Origin of the sequence: Pseudoxanthomonas sp. PXM01, assembly GCF_014851815.1 — a bacterium.
In the GTDB taxonomy this organism is placed as follows: Bacteria; Pseudomonadota; Gammaproteobacteria; order Xanthomonadales; family Xanthomonadaceae; genus Pseudoxanthomonas_A.
Window position 1 is genome coordinate 904862 of the sequence record NZ_JACVAJ010000001.1, and the last position, 19445, is coordinate 924306.

Here is a 19445-nt window from a genome sequence, read left to right on the forward strand (position 1 = left end):
ATGACCCGCCCCCTCATTTCCGTGCGCCGTTCGGCGCGACCGGGTCGTTTTCGATTTCCACCCGCAACGTGGCGCGGGCCGATGCACCGAGTCGTGCGGCGAGGGCGTCGAACACGGCCTTCGCGCGCTGCATCCCGAGTGCGGTGTTGTAGGCATGCGAGCCGCGCCGGTCGGCGTGACCCACGATGACGACGTTGCCTCCCCCCTTCTGTTCCAGTGCGGCCGCCATCGCATCCAGCAGCGGCGCGAACTCCGCCCGGATCGTCGCCTTGTCGGTGTCGAACAGCACCGTGCCGAGCACGGTCGCGTCATCGCGCACGCCGGCCACCAGCGATGCCGGCTCCTCCGACCGGGCGCGGATGCTGACCACCAGGGACTGCGTGGCGGCGGCGTCGAGCTGCGACAGCAGGGCATCCCTGACCGCATTGGCGCGGTCCAGCGCCAGGCCTTCGCCCTCGCCATCGGCCTGGATCACCACCTCCCCGCCCTGGTGCTCGCGCACCTTGGCGGCCATGGCGGTGATCAGCGGCTGGTACCGCGGGGGCAGCGCGGCGCTGCCCGGTGCGAAGTGCACCTCACCCAACTCGAGTTCCAGCTGCTCGCTGCCACCTTCGATCACCTGCTCGGGCAGCACCACACCCCAGTCGAAGCGCACCGGCACGCCCGGCGTGACACGGCGCAGCAGCGGGTTGTCGGTGGTCATGCGGGTACCAGCCGGCAGCGTGGACGGATCCACCTTCAGCACGACGTTGCGTCCCCGTTCCCACGCGCCACCGGACACACCGGCCAGGTGGTAGCGGCCGAACTGGTCGGTCTCGATCAGCAGGCCTTCCACCGTGGCGATGCGCACGCCCGGAACACCACGCTCCTCGATACCGGCGTTGCCGATGACGTAGTCGACGACGTAACCGCCCTCGCCCTGCGCGACCCGGCGCTCCACGGTCGGCATCGCCGCCGTGAGGCCCTTGGCCGCTTCGCCGCTGGTCTCCAGCGAGGTCACGCCGTTGCGGTCCATCCGCAGCGTCACGCCCTGGTCGCTGGTCAGCACGAAGTCGTCGGTGAACGACAGCTCGCGCAGCGCCTGGCGGATCACCACCTGACGGCCCTGCACCGGATCGGCCTCGGACTGGCGTCCGGCCATCGCGCCGACCTCGATGCCGTGCAGCAGCGGCGCGCTGGCATCGGCCTGCGGTTGCGGACCCGTACCGCGGTCCAGCGTCGTCGAGCCGGCGACATAGACCTGCGGCGCGAAGCCACCCTGCACGCGGACGCCGCTCAGCGCCGCGCCATCCTGCCAACCGTCACCGTCGCGGTCGTTGAAGACCGTGCCGAACACCAGGCTGTCCTCGACCATCGCGTCGGCCACCAGCGCCACTTCGGCGGTCGCCACGTTGGACAGCGGCTCACCGGACGACGACACCGCCTGCGCCTGGTTGACCAGCGTGCCTGCGCGCGCACCGGCACCCACACGCATCATGTACACCAGCCTTGCCGTGCCGCCGACCGGGATGTCCAGGCCTTCGAAACGTACGGGATGCTGGCCGGACACCGTGGCGGCGTTGTCGCCATCGCTGACCGTCAACGAACCTTCCACGTAGCTGAGACCGGCCGCCGGCGTATCGACGATGCTGCCGCCGACCAGCGGACCATCACCCAGGTTCTCCACCGTCACGGTGTAGCGCACCAGATCGCCGGTCTGCACATCGCGCACGCCTGCCGTCTTGGTCACGCGCAGCAGGGCCTCGCCACTGACCACCACGATGGCATCGGCCGTATCGCAGTTGGTCGGGTTCAACACTTCGCAGAGGGTGTACGGATAGCGATACGTCCCGGGCGGCGTGCCCGCGGCGATCGTCACCGTGCCGTCCGGATTCATCACCAGTCCCGCGTGCGGCGAACCGCCCGGCACCAGCGTGACCTGGCCGATCTGCGCCGGACCGCCACCCAGGGTGTCGTTGCCCAACACGCTGGGCGAGGTACCACCACCGCCGCTGCGGATCGGCACGAATGCGTCGTCCTCCGCGTTGATCGTGGTGGCCACCACGGTCAGCGAGACCACGGCATCGTCGCAGTTGTCCGGATTCAGCGTTTCGCAGATGCGGTAGCCGATGGTGTACGTGCCCGCGGGCGTTCCCGCCGGCACGCTCACCACGCCCGATGCCGGATCCAGCGTCGGCACCGGACCCCCAGCGGGGGATGTGGCCGGCGTCGTCACCGTACCGGTGATCGCCGCGGGATCCACCCGCACGCCGTTGATCACGTCATTGTCGTAAGCGTTGCCCGCCGACGGCATGCCGGTGGCGCCGTTCACGGGAGCCAGGATGTCGTCCACCGCATCGATCACCGGCAGGATGGAGGTATCCACCGTGCTGGGCGGGCTGCTGACATCCGGCGGCGACGTGCCACCCGGCGGTGTCGGCGGACGGCCCGTCACCGTTGCACTGTTGCGGACGTTGCCGGCCAGCACATCGGCAGGCGTCACGCTGTAGTTCGCGTTCGCCACCACCCGTTCACCGGGCAGCAGCTGCCCGGCCGCGGCCGGCCATGCGTACGTCAGCGGGCCCAGGCCGGCCAGCGCGTCGACCACCGACACATCCGTCAGGGTCACGTTGCCGGTGTTCTCCACCTCGAACTGGTAAGCGATCGTGCTGCCTGCGCGGTACGGACCGGTCGAGGTCACCGACTTCACCAGCGTGATGGCCGGCAGCTGTTCGGTTGCCGTATCCACCGTGCTCGGCGGACTGGTCACCGTCGGCGGCGTCGGGCCGCCTGGCGGGGTCGGCGGCTGGCCGGTCACCGTCGCACTGTTGTGCACGTTGCCTGCTGCCACTTCGGCCGCGGTCACCGTGTGCACGCCGGTGCAGGTCGTGCTCGCGCCCGGTGCCAGCGTCGTCGCGGCACAGGTCGCTGCCGTATCCAGCAGGGCGTCGTTCACCACGATATTGCTCAGCGTCACGTTGCCGCTGTTGGTCACCGCGAACTGGTAGGCAATCACGCTGCCCACACCGTACGGACCGGTCGAAGTCACCGACTTCACCAGCGTGATGGCCGGCAGCTGTTCGGTCGCCGTATCCACCGTGCTCGGCGGACTGGTCACCGTCGGCGGCGTCGGGCCACCTGGCGGAGTCGGCGGCTGGCCGGTCACCGTCGCACTGTTGTGCACGTTGCCTGCTGCCACTTCGGCCGCAGTCACCGTGTGCACACCGGTGCAGGTCGTGCTGGCACCCGGTGCCAGCGTCGTCGCGGCACAGGTCGCTGCCGTATCCAGCAGGGCGTCGTTCACCACGATATTGCTCAGCGTCACGTTGCCGCTGTTGGTCACCGCGAACTGGTAGGCAATCACGCTGCCCACACCGTACGGACCGGTCGAAGTCACCGACTTCACCACCGTCATCGCCGGCAGCTGTTCGGTCGCCGTATCCACCGTGCTCGGCGGACTGGTCACCGTCGGCGGCGTCGGGCCACCTGGCGGAGTCGGCGGCTGGCCGGTCACCGTCGCACTGTTGTGCACGTTGCCCGCCGCCACTTCGGCCGCAGTCACCGTGTGCACGCCAGTGCAGGTCGTGCTGGCACCCGGCGCCAGCGTCGTCACCGGACAGGTGGCCGCGGCATCCAGCTGCGCATCGTTCACCACTACGCCCGTGAGGGTCACGTTGCCCGTGTTGGTCACCGCGAACTGGTAGGCGATCACGCTGCCCACGCCATACGGACCGGTCGAGGTCACCGACTTCACCACCGTCATCGCCGGCAGCTGTTCGGTCGCCGTATCCACCGTGCTCGGCGGACTGGTCACCGTCGGCGGCGTCGGACCACCCGGCGGGGTCGGCGGCTGGCCGGTCACCGTCGCACTGTTGTGCACGTTGCCCGCCGCCACTTCCGCCGCAGTCACGGTGTGCACGCCGGTGCAGGTCGTGCTGGCACCCGGTGCCAGCGTCGTCACCGCGCAGGTCGCTGCCGTATCCAGCAGGGCGTCGTTCACCACGATACTGCTCAGCGTCACGTTGCCGCTGTTGGTCACTGCGAACTGGTAGGCGATCACGCTGCCCACGCCGTACGGGCCGGTCGAGGTCACCGACTTCACCACCGCAATCGCCGGCAGCTGTTCGGTCGCCGTATCCACCGTGCTCGGCGGACTGGTGATGGGAGTAGGCGGCGTGCCACCCGGCGGGGTCGGCGGCTGGCCGGTCACCGTCGCACTGTTGTGCACGTTGCCCGACGCCACTTCGGCCGCAGTCACGGTGTGCACACCGGTGCAGGTCGTGCCGGCGCCCGGCGCCAGCGTCGTCACCGCGCAGGTCGCTGCCGTATCCAGCAGGGCGTCGTTCACCACGATACTGCTCAGCGTCACGTTGCCGCTGTTGGTCACTGCGAACTGGTAGGCGATCACGCTGCCCACGCCGTACGGGCCGGTCGAGGTCACCGACTTCACCACCGCAATCGCCGGCAGCTGTTCGGTCGCCGTATCCACCGTGCTCGGCGGACTGGTGATGGGAGTAGGCGGCGTGCCACCCGGCGGGGTCGGCGGCTGGCCGGTCACCGTCGCACTGTTGTGCACGTTGCCCGACGCCACTTCGGCCGCAGTCACGGTGTGCACACCGGTGCAGGTCGTGCCGGCGCCCGGCGCCAGCGTCGTCGCGGCGCACGTCGCTGCCGTATCCAGCAGGGCGTCGTTCACCACGATATTGCTCAGCGTGACGTCACCGGTATTGGTCACCAGGAACTGGTACGCAATCACGCTGCCCACGCCGTACGGACCGGTCGAAGTCACCGACTTCACCACGGTCATCGCAGGCGCCTGCGCAGTCGCCGTATCCACCGTGCTCGGCGGACTGGTCACCGTCGGCGGCGTCGGGCCACCCGGCGGGGTCGGCGGCTGGCCGGTCACCGTCGCACTGTTGTGCACGTTGCCCGCCGCCACTTCGGCCGCAGTCACCGTGTGCACGCCAGTGCAGGTCGTGCTGGCACCCGGCGCCAGCGTCGTCACCGGACAGGTGGCCGCGGCATCCAGCTGCGCATCGTTCACGACGACGCCCGTCAGGGTCACGTCACCGGTGTTGGTCACTGCGAACTGGTAGGCGATCACGCTGCCCACGCCGTACGGACCGGTCGACGTCACCGACTTGATGAGGCTCAGCGCGGGGTTCTGCGCAGTCGCCGTATCCACCGTGCTCGGCGGACTGGTCACCGTCGGCGGCGTCGGACCACCTGGCGGGGTCGGCGGCTGGCCGGTCACCGTCGCACTGTTGTGCACGTTGCCTGCTGCCACTTCGGCCGCGGTCACGGTGTGCACGCCGGTGCAGGTCGTGCTCGCACCCGGTGCCAGCGTCGTCGCCGCACAGGTCACTGCCGTATCCAGCAGCGCGTCGTTCACCACGATATTGCTCAGCGTCACGTTGCCGCTGTTGGTCACCGCGAACTGGTAGGCGATCACGCTGCCCACGCCGTACGGACCGGTCGAAGTCACCGACTTCACCAGCGTGATGGCCGGCAGCTGTTCGGTTGCCGTATCCACCGTGCTCGGCGGACTGGTGATGGGAGTAGGCGGCGTGCCACCCGGCGGGGTCGGCGGCTGGCCGGTCACCGTCGCACTGTTGTGCACGTTGCCTGCAGCCACTTCGGCCGCAGTCACGGTGTGCACGCCGGTGCAGGTGGTGCTCGCACCCGGTGCCAGCGTCGTCGCCGCACAGGTCGCTGCCGTATCCAGCAGCGCATCGTTCACCACGATATTGCTCAGCGTCACGTTGCCGCTGTTGGTCACCGCGAACTGGTAGGCGATCACGCTGCCCACGCCGTACGGACCGGTCGAAGTCACCGACTTCACCACTGTGATGGCCGGCAGCTGTTCGGTCGCCGTATCCACCGTGCTCGGCGGACTGGTCACCGTCGGCAGCGTCGGGCCACCCGGCGGCGTCGGCGGCTGGCCGGTCACCGTCGCACTGTTGTGCACGTTGCCCGCCGCCACTTCGGCCGCGGTCACCGTGTGCACGCCGGTGCAGGTCGTGCTCGCGCCAGGCGCCAGCGTCGTCACCAGACAGGTCGCCGCGGCATCCAACTGCGCATCGTTCACGACGACGCCCGTCAGGGTCACGTTGCCCGTGTTGGTCACCGCGAACTGGTAGGCGATCACGCTGCCCACGCCGTAAGGACCGGTCGAGGTCACCGACTTCACCACCGTCAGCGACGGCGCCTGTGCGTCGACCGTCGTGGTCACCGGGGTGCTGTCGCAACCGGCGACACAGTCCGGATCGCCACCACCGGTCACGGTGGCCGTGTTGGCCGCACCGCCGGCCGCAAGGGGAGTCACGTTGATCGTGATCGTCACAGCGCCGCCCACCGTGAGGTCCGCCATCGCCACCGTGCAGGTCACGTCCCGCCCGGCGATCGCGCAGTTGGGCGTCGCACTGTTGACGGTCATGCCCACGGGCACGCTATCGGTCACGACAGCATCAGCGGTCGCATCGGCGGTGCCGGTGTTGCTCACGCCGATGGTGTAGTCGAACGGAACACCGGTGATGGCTGTCGCCGGTCCGCTCTTGGTGATTTCGAGGTTGGGGGCGTTGATCGTGGTGTCCACGGCCGGGCTGCTGCAGCCGGTCGCACAATCGGGGTCGCCACCGCCCACGACGGTCGCCGTGTTGCTGACGGCGGTGCCTGCGGCTGCCGTCGGCGTCACCGGGATCACGTAGCTCACGCTATTGCCCGGCGCGTTCGACAGACCCACCGCGATGGTGCACACCACGGTCTGGCTGCCCGCCGGGTTCAACACGCAGTCCGCCGGCAAGGTGCCGATCGTCAAGCCTGCCGGCACCACATCGGTGACCGTCGCGGTCGCCGATGTCGCCGCCGTGCCGGTATTCGTCACGGTGATGGTGTAGTCGTACGCCACACCGACCACGGCGGTGGCCGGGCCGCTCTTCGCGATGTCGAGGCTCGGCGCAACGACCGGCGTATCCACCGGCGCGCTGACGCAGCTGCCCGCGGTGGCGCAGGCGGGATCGCCACCGCCGGTCACGCTGGCCGTGTTCGACACCGTCGTGTTGTTGATGCCGCCCTGCGGCGTCACCGGAATCACGAAACTCACCGCATTGCCGGGTGCCACGTTCGACAGGCCCGCGGCGATGGAGCATTCCACCGTCTGGCTGCCCGACGGATTGGTCGCGCAGTTCGCGGGCAAGGTGCCGATCGTCAACCCGGTCGGCACCACGTCCGTGACCGTCGCCGTTGCCGACGTCGCGACCGTACCGGTATTGGTCACCGTGATCGTGTAGGTGTACGGCACGCCGACGACGGCCGAGTCGGGCGCGACAATCGATGCGGTCTTGGCGATGACCAACCGCGGCTGGCTGACGAACGCCACGTGGAACGCGCAATCCTGCGTCACCGGCGTCACGTTGTAGGTGTAGACGCCCGCCGTAGGACCACTCAATGTGGCCTGGCAGGTGTTCGCGCCGCCTGGCGTGGTGATGACCGGGATGTGCCCTGGCGTGGTGGGCGTGAGCGTGAAGCTGGTGCCCTGCCCGTCCTCGACCACCTGCGGCGATGTGCTGTTGAGCGTGCCGCCGGTGATGCTGGGCGTCACGATCCAGACCTGGGCGAACTCGGCGGTCACGTTGAGGTCCTGGGTCCCCATCCGCACGTAGCACTCGTTGCCGGTGATCGTCGTGCAGCCGCCGGTCCAGCCCTTGAAGATGGAGCCGTTGTCGGCAATCGCGTTGAGATAAGCCTCCTGGTTTTCGCCCAGGTTGTCCGTGCTGCACGCGGTCCGCGCGCTGCCGGAGGGGCACGCGAACGCCGCGGGAACCGCACTGATGCGCCCGCTGCCGGCACCGATGGTGTTGGCGGTGAGGCGATGCTGGGCCGCGGTGACCGGCGTACTCACGCCATCGGTGTTGTTGGCGGCGACGCTGTCGGACATGCCGGCAGGCGGCGTGACGCTGACGACGGTCACGACCGGCGTGCCGGCCGTGCCGGCGGTGATGCCGCTGACGGTGTAGACAAGCGATTGGCCCACGGGCAGGTTGGCCGTCGCGGTCGAAATCGGACCGGAACCACTGCTCGTCGCACCACAGCTTGCGGTGCTTCCGCCCGGCACGGCACAGGTCCAGCTGGCCGTGCCATTCGCGCCGCTTAGCGTTTGCGAAACAGTCGCACCGGTAGCGGCGACCGGACCATTGTTGGTCACCGTTACCGTGTAGGTGACCGCGCCACCGACCAGATAGGACGGTACGCCACCGTTGCTGACACTGACGCCGAGGTCCACCAGCGTCGTCGCTGCCGGCGAGATCGTGGTCTTGACCAGCGGCCCGATGAAGGGACTGACCGTATTGGCCCGAACGTCGTAGTCACCGTTGTTGATGACGTTGTTGGGTCCCGTGGTCGCCGCGTTGCTTGGCACGGTGAACGTCACCGGGAAGCTGCCGCCCGCACCCGCTACGAGGTCGCCTACCGGGCAGTCGATGTAACTGGCGCGCGGCGCGGTGCCGGCGTGCGGACCCGTGCACGTCGCGGGCCAGGAACCCTGCACGAACGACAGGTGCAGGCCATTCTCGGTGATCGGCGCCGCAAGGCGGACCGTCGCACCCAGCGCATAGACGCCCGAGTTGTTGACGTAGTTGTAGTTGTACGTAACCTGCTCGCCAGGCTTGGTCGTGGACGGACCGATGGCGGCCACGCTCAGGCCCGGCATCTTGGAGCCGAACACGTCCATGTAGATCTGGGCGGTGTGGTTGGCGGCGCTCGGGGAGCAGTTGGCCACGTAGACCTTCAACCGAATCTGGTCACCCACGTCCAGTCGACCGTTGCCCGGCGCGATATCGAAGCCCTGCCAGTTGGTGAACTGGTAGTTGTTGCCGCCCGTCGAGTACTGCTGCCAGGGGATACCCGGCTGGTTCGAGTAATTGAACGTATGGAAGAGCTGGGTGTTGCCCTTGGTGATGTTGATGACTTCAACAAAGAAGAACGGCTGTTCTCCTGCGGCATGGTTCGGATTGTTGAGCACCGGCGCCATCGCGAAACGGATGTGCACCTTGCCATCCACCGGATCGACATCGCTCAGCGCCATGGTCGCTTCCTGCTCCATCGAGTACCCGGCGAGCGAACCGTTGCCGCCCAGCAGGGCTGACGCAAGCCCGGAGAATGGATAGCGCGCACCCAGGTTGTTGGTGTTGGCTGCGGTGCCGGGCGTGGTCAGCACCCTTGCGTTGTTGGAAAAAGCCGTACTGACCGTGTTGGTCCTGGGAATCGTCTCCAGGGGCGCGCTCAGCGTCAGCTGGCTGCTGCTGGTGGGCGGCACAGGCGATATCGCGGTGGAATTGCGCTGGTAACGCTCCAGCTTCCACTCGGAGAAGTTCTGCGTTTCGAAGCCGCCGTTCTTGATCTGCGCATGTACCGTCGGGACGAACAACGCCAGCAACGCCATCAATGCGAACGCGGCAAAGACGCCGCTCCTGCCTTTCCGTCGATCGGTCGTCCCGACCTGTCGTCCCTGTAGTGCCGCGGCAATCTGCATGATCCGTCCCGTTCTGAAGGCAAAAAGGCTAGAAAGCGACACGGGCGATCGCCGTGCTGCTCGTGCAATAAGTGGTGGGCATGGCGCCATGCCGGGATGACGAGGCGGGCGATGCGGTGCGTTGCATCGCCCGTCCACGGCGTGGTGGCCGCTCAATGCGCGTGCTCGCTTGCGTGGCTCGCGTCGTCCACCGTGTTCACGGTGATGCCGTTCGGCAGCACCATGTCGCCGGCACGCTGGCCGGGCTTGCAGCGCCCCAGCCAACGTCCTTCGAAGGGCACCGGTCCGGTGTTGTTCGAAGGCGTCGCGGGATGCTGGATACGGTAGGTTCCGTGGTAACGGGCCTGCATGTCGCCGCGGAGGGTCAGCTGCATGTCGATGCGCTGGCCGTGGGTCTGGCACACGGTACTGACCTCGTGGCTGCCACCCGCGGCGTTCTTCTTGACCGTGATGCGCTGGCATCCTTCCCGTGCGGGAAGCAGGAACAGGGGAACGATGCGCTCCGCCTTGGCATCGGTGCACTGGAGCACCGTCATCGCGGGCTGCACGCGGCCGCCCGCACCCGACGGCGCGTGGGCCTGCAGCGCCACCTCCCACAGACCGGCTTTGCGCACCGGCAGGTCCGCATAGGGGTTGGCATGCGTATCGGCCGCCTGCGCGATGGCGGGCAGCACGGTCAACAGAAACAGCAACGTGGTCAGCCATCGACGATCGACGGCGCGCGCGGCAATTTTCGAGCGCAAACTTCCCGCTCTGGCGCGCGTATGCGCACCGAGTAGTGAACTCATCGATGTCCCCCAGGCTCCCGAAAGCCCGTCGTTTGCCGCGATCGCCCAGGCGTTCCCGGACGACCCCATGAACCAGATCCGCCGCCGTCGCCGGAAGAGCGACTAGCAAAACCCGAAGCGAATCACCCCATCCCCAAGCGCGCGGACCCTCCGCCTACCTGAGTCTTCTTACCTACCCCTGCAAGGCGAACCATCGGTTCACCTCATGCATTCACATTATCGTCACTTGACGGTAAAACTGAAACCGAAATTTCGTTGGATTTGAGAAATCGCATTACGCCGGGATCGTGATGCAAGTCCGGTGCCAGAGTGCATTGCAAAACACGCACGGACGAACAGCGTCACGCAAACCCACGGGATCTCCGTGCAGCGGATGCCCGGCAACGCGGGTACGACGGTCTTCTTGCGGCGTGCACATGACGCGCAACGTCCGAGAGAAAGGCGCCCTTCTGGCGCAACACGTCAACCGGGCGGCGCATTGCGACTGCCGGACGCCAATCGATTGGCGGGCGAACAGACATCAGCGCAGGAAACGCTTCCTCCCGCCGCCATGCCAGCGCCCCAAAGAAAAAGCGGGCCGAAGCCCGCTTTTCCGTCACGCATCGCGATGTCGTGCGGCTTACTCGGCCGACACGCCCTCGCCTTCTTCCACGGCCTTGATCGACAGGCGGATACGGCCCTGCTTGTCGACTTCCAGCACCTTGACCTTGACCACGTCGCCTTCCTTCAGCGCGTCGCTGACCTTCTCGACGCGGTCGTTGGAGATCTGCGACACGTGCACCAGGCCGTCCTTGCCCGGCAGGATGGTGACGAACGCACCGAAGTCCATGATCTTGGCGACCTTGCCCTCGTAGATGCGGCCCGGCTCGACGTCGGACGTGATCTGCTCGATGCGGGCCTTGGCGGCCTGGCCGGCGGCGCCGTTCACCGAGGCGATGGTGATGGTGCCGTCGTCCTGGATGTCGATCTGCGTGCCGGTTTCCTTGGTGATCGCCTGGATCACCGAACCGCCCTTGCCGATCACTTCGCGGATCTTGTCGGGGTGGATCTTGATGGTGATCAGGCGCGGCGCGAACTCGCTCAGTTCCTGGCGCGGTGCGGTCATCGCGTGGGCCATCTCGCCCAGGATGTGCAGTCGGCCGGCCTTCGCCTGCGTCAGCGCCTGCTTCATGATCTCTTCGGTGATGCCTTCGATCTTGATGTCCATCTGCAGCGCGGACACGCCGTTGGCGGTACCGGCGACCTTGAAGTCCATGTCGCCCAGATGGTCTTCGTCACCCAGGATGTCGCTCAGCACGACGAAGTCGTCGCCTTCCTTCACCAGGCCCATCGCGATGCCCGCGACCGGTGCGGTGATCGGCACGCCGGCATCCATCAGCGCCAGCGAGCTGCCGCAGACCGAGGCCATCGAGGACGAGCCGTTCGACTCGGTGATTTCCGATACCACGCGAATGGTGTACGGGAAGGATTCCATCGTCGGCATCACGGCGAGCACGCCGCGCTTGGCGAGGCGGCCGTGGCCGATTTCGCGACGCTTCGGACCCATCATGCGGCCGGCTTCGCCCACCGAGAACGGGGGGAAGTTGTAGTGGAACAGGAAGTGGTCCTTCCACTCGCCGCCGACGGCGTCGATCACCTGGCCATCGCGTGCGGTGCCGAGGGTGACGGCGACGATCGCCTGCGTCTCACCACGGGTGAACAGCGAGGAGCCGTGCACGCGCGGCAGCACGCTGACCTTGGAGGAGATCGGACGCACCTGGTCCAGCGCGCGGCCGTCGATGCGGACCTTGGTCTTCAGGACCGAGGCGCGCATGGTCTGGTATTCCTGCTCGCTGAATTCCTTCGACAGGTCGCCCGTGCTCCACGCATTGGTTTCGGCCTGCGGGGCCAGCGTGTTGAGGATGGCCTTCTTGAGGTTGGAAATGGTGTCGCGGCGCTCGATCTTGTCGCGCACCTGGAACGCACCGGCGAGGCTGTCGCCCACGGCGTGGCGCAGCGCGGCGATCAGGCCTTCGTTCTTGGCCGGCGGCTGCCAGTCCCACTTCGGCTTGCCGGCTTCGGCGACCAGTTCGTTGATCACGGCGATGACCTTCTGCATCTCGCGGTGACCGAACATCACGGCGCCCAGCATCACCTCTTCCGACAGCTCGGCGGCTTCGGATTCGACCATCAGCACGGCGTTGGCCGTACCGGCGACGACGAGCTCCAGCTTGGAGTCCTTCAGTTCGCTGACGGTCGGATTCAACACGTACTCGCCGTTGATGTAGCCGACCTTGGCGGCACCGATCGGGCCGTTGAACGGCGCGCCGGTCAGGGCGACGGCGGCGGAGGCGCCGATCAGCGCCGGGATGTCGCCGTCGATTTCCGGGTTCAGCGACATCACCGTGGCGATGACCTGCACTTCATTGCGGAATTCTTCCGGGAACAGCGGACGCAGCGGGCGATCGATCAAGCGGGAGATCAGCGTCTCCTTCTCGGTCGCGCGGCCTTCGCGCTTGAAGAAGCCGCCCGGGATACGGCCGCCGGCGTAGAACTTCTCCTGGTAGTCGACCGTCAGCGGGAAGAAGTCCTGGCCTTCGCGGGCCGACTTCGCCGCCACGGCGGTGACCAGCAGCACGGTGTCGTCGACCTTGACGATGACGGCGCCGCCGGCCTGGCGGGCGATTTCGCCGGTTTCCAGGGTGACCTGGTGCTTGCCGTACTGGAAGGTTTTGGTGATTTTTGCCACGGGGGTTTCCTTGGGATGCCTTGTGCGGGTTGGACCTCACGCGACCCTTGTCGCGTGTGGCTGGCCGGATGCGTCCGGCCGGTGGTGCTGTGTGGGGCGGGCCCGGTGCGGCCAGCGGATGCAGCGCATTCCGTTCCCTGAAATGCAAACCGCGGCGCATCTCTGCGCCGCGGTCGGGGGTATATCAGCGACGCAGACCGAGCTTTTCGATCAGGGTCTTGTAGCGCTCGTTGTCTTTCTTCTTGAGGTAATCAAGCAGGCTGCGGCGGCGGTTGACCAGCTGCAGCAGACCACGACGGCTGTGGTGATCCTTCTTGTGGGTCTTGAAGTGGCCGCTCAGGTGCTCGATGCGGGCGGTCAGCAGGGCGACCTGCACTTCCGGGGAGCCGGTGTCGTTGGCGCCACGGGCGTTGTCGGCAATCACTTTCTGGGTATCGACGGACATGGTTTCTCTCTGTTGGATGCGTGGCCTGCAGGAACGCGGGCTGTCCTCCGCGCGCACCGCCTGGCTCGCCATTGATGAAGCAAGGGAATGTAAATCACCGGTGAAAACCGGCGGCGTAGTGTAGCCCCGGGGGCCTTGTGAAACAAGGTTTTATTGACCGTGCCCGGCCTTGGTGGCGGTGCCGGCGACCGCCCACGCGAACAATCGCTGCGGCGACAGGGTACCGTCGGCGTCCACCGTGCCGAGCCCCAGGACACGCGCTTCCGGCCCATGGATCGCCACCGGACCCTCCCTGGGCGGGTACCCGCGCAGCCGCTGGCCCTGTGCCAGACGGCGTCCGCCGGCGGCATCGACGTCGACCCGCGGGAACCCGCTCAGGCCAGCTTCGACCGGCAGCAGGCAGGCTTCCAGCGCGCTTTCACCGTCCTGTTCAGCCAAGGCCTGCAGCGCCTCCAGCGTATACATGCGCGGCTGCATGAACGGGTCCACCCAGAGGCGCCGCAGCGCCCCCACGTGCGCACCGCACCCCAGCGCCTCGCCCAAGTCGCGGACCAGGCTGCGCACGTAGGTGCCGGAGCCGCACGCCACCCGCAGCGCCAGGCGGCCGGGAGCGACGTCCAGGATCTCGATGCCGTGCACCTCGACCTCGCGCTCGGGTGCCTCGATGACGTCGCCGCGGCGGGCCTTGGTGTAGAGCGGCTCCCCGCCCTGTTTCAGCGCCGAGTAGATCGGGGCGCGCTGGCGGATCTTGCCGGTCAGCGACGCCAGCGCAGCCTTGATCGTGGCGATGTCCAGCGGCGGCACCGGTCGCTCGCGCAGCGTCGCACCATCGGCATCGTCGGTATCGGTGGTGCTGCCGAGCACGGCAACCGTGTCGTAGGCCTTGCGTGAGCCCAACAGCAGCCCCGCGATCTTGGTCGCCTCGCCGAAGCAGAGCGGCAGCAGGCCGGTGGCGAGAGGATCGAGACTGCCGGTGTGCCCGCCCTTCTCCGCGCGGAACAGGCGCCGCGCGACCTGCAGGGCGCCGTTGGAGCTCATGCCCTGCGGCTTGTCCAGCAGCAGCAGGCCATCCAGCGGGCGGAATTGGGTGCGTCCTGCCATACAGTCCAGTTCAGGTGGTTTGGCGGGGAGTCGCCGCATCGTAGCGTCGAGCTTGCTCGGCGTCTTCACGCATCCGGGCATCGACGAAGCTGAGTCGTAGCGTCGAGCTTGCCCGACTTGCTTGCGAAGCAGACACCCGGACATCGAAGCGGAGAGCAGCGGAGCAAGCTCCGCTCGACGGCATGACGTATCAGGTTTCGTCGTCGGACTCGGGGAGCAACGGATTGTCGCGCAGCAGGGTCTCGATGCGCTCGCCACGATCGACGGAGTCGTCGTAGTGGAAATGCAGTTCGGGCACGTGACGCATCTTCACGCGACGCGCCAACTCCATGCGCAGGCCCCAGGCCAGCTCCTTCAGGCCCTTCACCGCCTCGGCGGACCGCTCCTGCATCAGCGCGGTGACGAACACCTTGGCATGCGCCATGTCGCGGGTGACTTCCACGTCGGACACGCTGACCGACGGCAGGCCGTGCTCACGCACGGCCTCGTGCACCAGCGTACCCAGCTCGCGACGGAGCTGGGCGGACACGCGGTCGGTGCGATGGAACGACTTCGTAGGCATGTCAGGTCAGAGCGTGCGCTGGACTTCGATACGCTCGAAGCACTCGATCTGGTCGCCCGGCTGGACGTCGTTGTAGGCCTTCACGCCGATGCCGCACTCGGTGCCATTGCGCACCTCGTCGACGTTCTCCTTGAAGCGGCGCAACGATTCCAGTTCGCCCTCGAACACCACGGTGCTGGCACGCAGCACGCGGATCGGCTTGTTCCGCTTGACCGTGCCCTCGACCACCATGCAGCCCGCGACCGCGCCGAACTTGGAGCTGCGGAACACGTCGCGCACTTCGGCGATACCGATGATCTCTTCGCGGATCTCCACGCCCAGCAGGCCGGACGCCACCTGCTTCACCTGGTCGATCACGTCGTAGATGATCGAGAAGTAGCGCAGATCCACGCCGTTGGCTTCGATGATGCGACGCGCGGAGGCGTCGGCACGCACGTTGAAGCCGATCATCGTGGCCTTCGAGGTGACCGCGGAGTTGGCGTCGGACTCGGTGATGCCGCCCACGCCGGAGTGGATGATGTTGATGCGGATCGACTCGTTGGACAGCGCGGTCAGCGAGTGACGCAGCGCCTCCACCGAACCCTGCACGTCGGCCTTGACGATCAGGTTGAGGCTGAGCTGGCCTTCGCCCTTGCCCAGCTGCGCCATGATGTCTTCCATGCGGCTGCCGGCAGATTGCACCAGGCGCGACTCGCGGCGCTTGGTGTCGCGCTGCTGCGCCACATCCTTGGCCAGGCGCTCGTCGGCGACCACCACGAAGTCGTCGCCGGCTTCCGGCACGCCGGACAGGCCCAGGACCTGCACCGGGATGGACGGACCGGCCGACGGCGGCTGGCTGCCGGTTTCGTCGAACAGCGCACGCACGCGGCCGTACTGGATGCCGCAGACCAGGTAATCGCCCTTCTTCAGCGTGCCCTGCTGCACCAGCACCGTCGCGACCGGGCCACGGCCCTTGTCCAGCGAGGATTCGATGACCACGCCGCTGGCGCGGCCGTCTTCCACGGCCTTCAGCTCCAGCAGTTCGGCCTGGATGGAGATGGCGTCCAGCAGGTTGTCGACGCCCTGGCCCGTCTTGGCCGAGATCTCGACCATCTGGGTGTCGCCGCCGAAGTCTTCGGCGACCACTTCTTCGGCCAGCAGCTCGTTCTTCACGCGCAGCGGGTCGGCGTCGGACTTGTCGATCTTGTTCACCGCCACGATCAGCGGCACCTTGGCCGCCTTGGCGTGCTGGATGGCTTCACGCGTCTGCGGCATGACACCGTCGTCCGCGGCCACGACCAGCACCACGATGTCGGTCAGCTTGGCGCCGCGGGCGCGCATCGCGGTGAACGCGGCATGGCCCGGGGTGTCGAGGAAGCTGATGACGCCCTTCGGCGTTTCCACGTGGTAAGCGCCGATGTGCTGGGTGATGCCGCCGGCTTCGCCGCTGGCGATCTTGGTGCGGCGGATGTAGTCCAGCAGCGAGGTCTTGCCGTGGTCGACGTGGCCCATGATGGTGACCACGGGCGGACGCGCGACCTTGTCGCCTTGCTGTTCTTCCGAGTGCGCCAGCAGTTCGTTCTCGACGTCGTTGGCGTCGGCGCGCACGGCCTTGTGGCCCAGCTCTTCGGTGATCAGCGCGGCGGTGTCGTGGTCGATGCTCTGGGTGATGGTGGCCATCACGCCCATCTTGAACAGCGCCTTCACCACGTCGCCGCCCTTCAGCGCGAGCTTCTGCGCCAGGTCGGCCACGGTGATCGTCTCGCCGATCGCCACTTCGCGCACGATCGGTGCGGTCGGACGCTCGAAGCCATGCGCACCGCCACCACCACGGCTCTGCTCATGGCGACGCGGCGGCTTGGGCTTGCCGCGCGAGGCACCGCGACGGGCACGATCGGCGGCCGACAGATGCAGCTGGCCGGCGAAACGGCTGGTGTTGTCGTCGTCCTCGACGCCGGCGACCATCGCGTGCGAACCGCGGGTCTTGTGCTTGGCGGCGGCCGCAGCGTTGTTGCGGTCGTCGGTACGCGGCGGATCCTTGCGCACGACCATCTTCGGCACATGGTGGCCCTGCGTGGCCGGCTTGGCCGGACGCGCGGTTTCGTCGCCATCGACAGCGACGGCCCCGGCTGCGAGAGCAGCGGCTTCGGCATCGGCCTGTGCACGTGCGGCTTCGGCCTCGGCCCGGGCAGCGGCTTCTTCCTGGCGGCGACGCTCGAGCTCCTCGGCACGCTTGGCGTCTTCCTGCGCCAGGCGTTGCTGCTCGTCGAGGTTGCGCTGGCGGGATTCCTCCAGCTTGCGCAGGATCTCGGCACGCTCCGGATCGGCTTCGTTCTGCCAGTTGGTGCTGACGGACTCGGCATCGGTCGGCTTCGTGTAGGTGCGCTTCTGGCGCACCTCCACGTTCACCGTGGTCTTGCTGCGACCGGCCGCGACGGTGACTTCCTGCACCTTGCGACGGTTCAGCGTGATCTTCTTGGGCGCAGCCTCATCCGTCGCAGCATCGCTCTTGCCGTGCGAGCGCTTGAGGAAGCCGAGCAGCTTCACTTTTTCCATGCTGGTCACGACCTGGTCGGGACCACTGAAGCTCATGCCGGCCTCGGCCAGCTGCTCCAGGAGTTTCTCGACCGGCGTGTTGACCAGTTCAGCGAGCTTGCGGATGGTGGTTTGCTGCGACATTCGGATCCTAGGTTGGGTTTTGCGCCCCCCCGGTGGTGGTGGGGCAACCCTGTTCAAGAGGGTGAATTCTAAGCCCTGAGGGTGCCAGGGCGGTGTTCATGGGTGACTCATGCGCCGGGTTCCATGCGGGCCCGGGCGGCGCTCATGCGCCGCGCTCCAGACGTGCGATTTCCTCGGCGCGGGCGGCCAGGATCAGCGCCGCGGCGCGGCCCTCGTCCAAGCCCTCGATACCGAACTCGACCACTTCGTCGGCGGCCAGGTCGGACAGGTCCTCGCTGGTGCGGACGCCGTGCGAGGCCAGCGCGAACGCGGTCTCCTCGTCCATGCCTTCCAGTGCCAGCAGGTCCTCGGCCGGGTGGTCCTCTTCCAGGCCCTCTTCCTCGGCCAGCGCCTCGTTCAGCAGGGCGTCGCGGGCGCGCGAACGCAGTTCCTCGACGATGTCCTCGTCGAAGCCCTCGACCGCCAGCAGCTCGCCGACGGGCACGTAGGCGATTTCCTCGACCGTGCTGAAGCCCTCGGCGACCAGGATGGCGGCGATTTCCTCGTCCACTTCCAGCTTGTCCATGAACAGCTGACGGGCCACGGCCTGCTCGGCCTCGCTCTTGGCCTGCACCTGGTCGGCGGTCATGACGTTGAGCTGCCAGCCGGTCAGGCGGCTGGCCAGGCGCACGTTCTGGCCGCCCTTGCCGATCGCCTGCGCCAGGCGGTCTTCCGCCACGGCCAGATCCATCGAGTGCTTCTCTTCATCGACGATGATCGACTGCACCTCCGCCGGCGCCATCGCGTTGATGACGAAGGTGGCCGGGTTGTCGTTCCACAGCACGATGTCCACGCGCTCACCGTTGAGCTCGTTGCTCACGGCCTGCACGCGCGAACCGCGCATGCCGATGCAGGCGCCGATGGGATCGGTGCGGGTGTCGTGCGCCAGCACCGCGATCTTGGCGCGGTCGCCCGGATCGCGTGCGCAGGCCTTGATCTCGACCAGGCCCTGGCCCACTTCCGGCACTTCCAGCTTGAACAGCTCGATCATGAATTCCGGGGCGGCGCGGCTGATGAACAGCTGCGGGCCGCGCGGTTCGTAACGCACGTCGAACAGGTAGCCGCGGACGCGGTCGCCGGCTCGCAGCACGTCGCGCGGGATGCCCTTGTCCTTCGGGATGAAGGCCTCGGCGTTGCCGCCCAGGTCCACGTAGATGTTGCCGCGCTCGGCGCGCTTGACCACGCCGGTCACCAGCTCGCCCACGCGGTCCTTCCAGGCGTCGACCACCTGCGCGCGTTCCGCTTCGCGGACGCGCTGCACGATGACCTGCTTGGCGGCCTGCGCGGCAATGCGGCCGAAGTCGGGATTCTCGATCTTCTCTTCGATCCAGTCGCCCACTTCGGCGCCTTCGGCTTCGTCCTCGGCGTCCATCAGGCGGATCTGGCGGTCGGGCGATTCCATCACCACGTCGTCGGCCACCACTTCCCAGCGGCGGAACGTTTCGTAGCTGCCATCCTTGTGGTCGATGGTGACGCGCACCTGCACGTCCTGGTCGAGGTAACGCTTCTTGGCGGCGGACGCCAGGGCGGCCTCGATGGCATCGAAGATGACTTCGCGCGGCACGCCCTTCTCGTTGGCCACCGCATCCACGACCAGCAACAGTTCCTTACTCATT

Annotated in this window: 8 protein-coding genes; all 8 read right to left on the bottom strand. The window is 67.4% G+C overall.

The features are described from left to right. Nucleotides 1-13: 13 nt before the first annotated feature. The gene (locus IB230_RS04120) at nt 14-9508 is read right to left on the bottom strand and encodes an OmpA family protein (RefSeq protein ID WP_192268995.1); all 9495 of its coding nucleotides are present in this window, start codon (nt 9506-9508) and stop codon (nt 14-16) included. 152 nt (nt 9509-9660) lie between these two features. Beyond that, nucleotides 9661-10365 carry a DUF3617 family protein gene (locus tag IB230_RS04125; RefSeq protein WP_192268997.1) on the bottom strand — a complete coding sequence of 235 codons (705 nt, stop codon included), beginning with the start codon at nt 10363-10365 and terminating at the stop codon, nt 9661-9663. A 550-nt stretch (nt 10366-10915) separates the two neighbouring features. Then, nucleotides 10916-13024, bottom strand: a complete 2109-nt coding sequence (pnp, locus tag IB230_RS04130; RefSeq protein WP_192268998.1) for a polyribonucleotide nucleotidyltransferase — start codon at nt 13022-13024, stop codon at nt 10916-10918. 184 nt (nt 13025-13208) lie between these two features. Continuing rightward, nucleotides 13209-13469 carry a 30S ribosomal protein S15 gene (gene rpsO / locus IB230_RS04135; RefSeq protein WP_162336597.1) on the bottom strand — a complete coding sequence of 87 codons (261 nt, stop codon included), beginning with the start codon at nt 13467-13469 and terminating at the stop codon, nt 13209-13211. Between the two features lie 150 nt (nt 13470-13619). Continuing rightward, on the bottom strand, nt 13620-14570 hold the full coding sequence (gene truB / locus IB230_RS04140; RefSeq protein WP_192269000.1) for a tRNA pseudouridine(55) synthase TruB: 951 nt from the start codon (nt 14568-14570) through the stop codon (nt 13620-13622). A 190-nt stretch (nt 14571-14760) separates the two neighbouring features. Next, on the bottom strand, nt 14761-15132 hold the full coding sequence (gene rbfA, locus IB230_RS04145; RefSeq protein WP_192269002.1) for a 30S ribosome-binding factor RbfA: 372 nt from the start codon (nt 15130-15132) through the stop codon (nt 14761-14763). Nucleotides 15133-15138: 6 nt separating this feature from the next. After that, nucleotides 15139-17790: a translation initiation factor IF-2 gene (infB, locus tag IB230_RS04150; protein ID WP_192269004.1), complete on the bottom strand. Its 2652-nt coding sequence runs from the start codon at nt 17788-17790 to the stop codon at nt 15139-15141. A gap of 142 nt (nt 17791-17932) precedes the next feature. Further along, a complete protein-coding gene (nusA, locus tag IB230_RS04155) occupies nt 17933-19444 on the bottom strand; it encodes a transcription termination factor NusA (RefSeq protein WP_192269006.1) in 1512 nt (503 codons plus the stop codon). Between the last annotated feature and the right edge of the window lies 1 nt (nt 19445).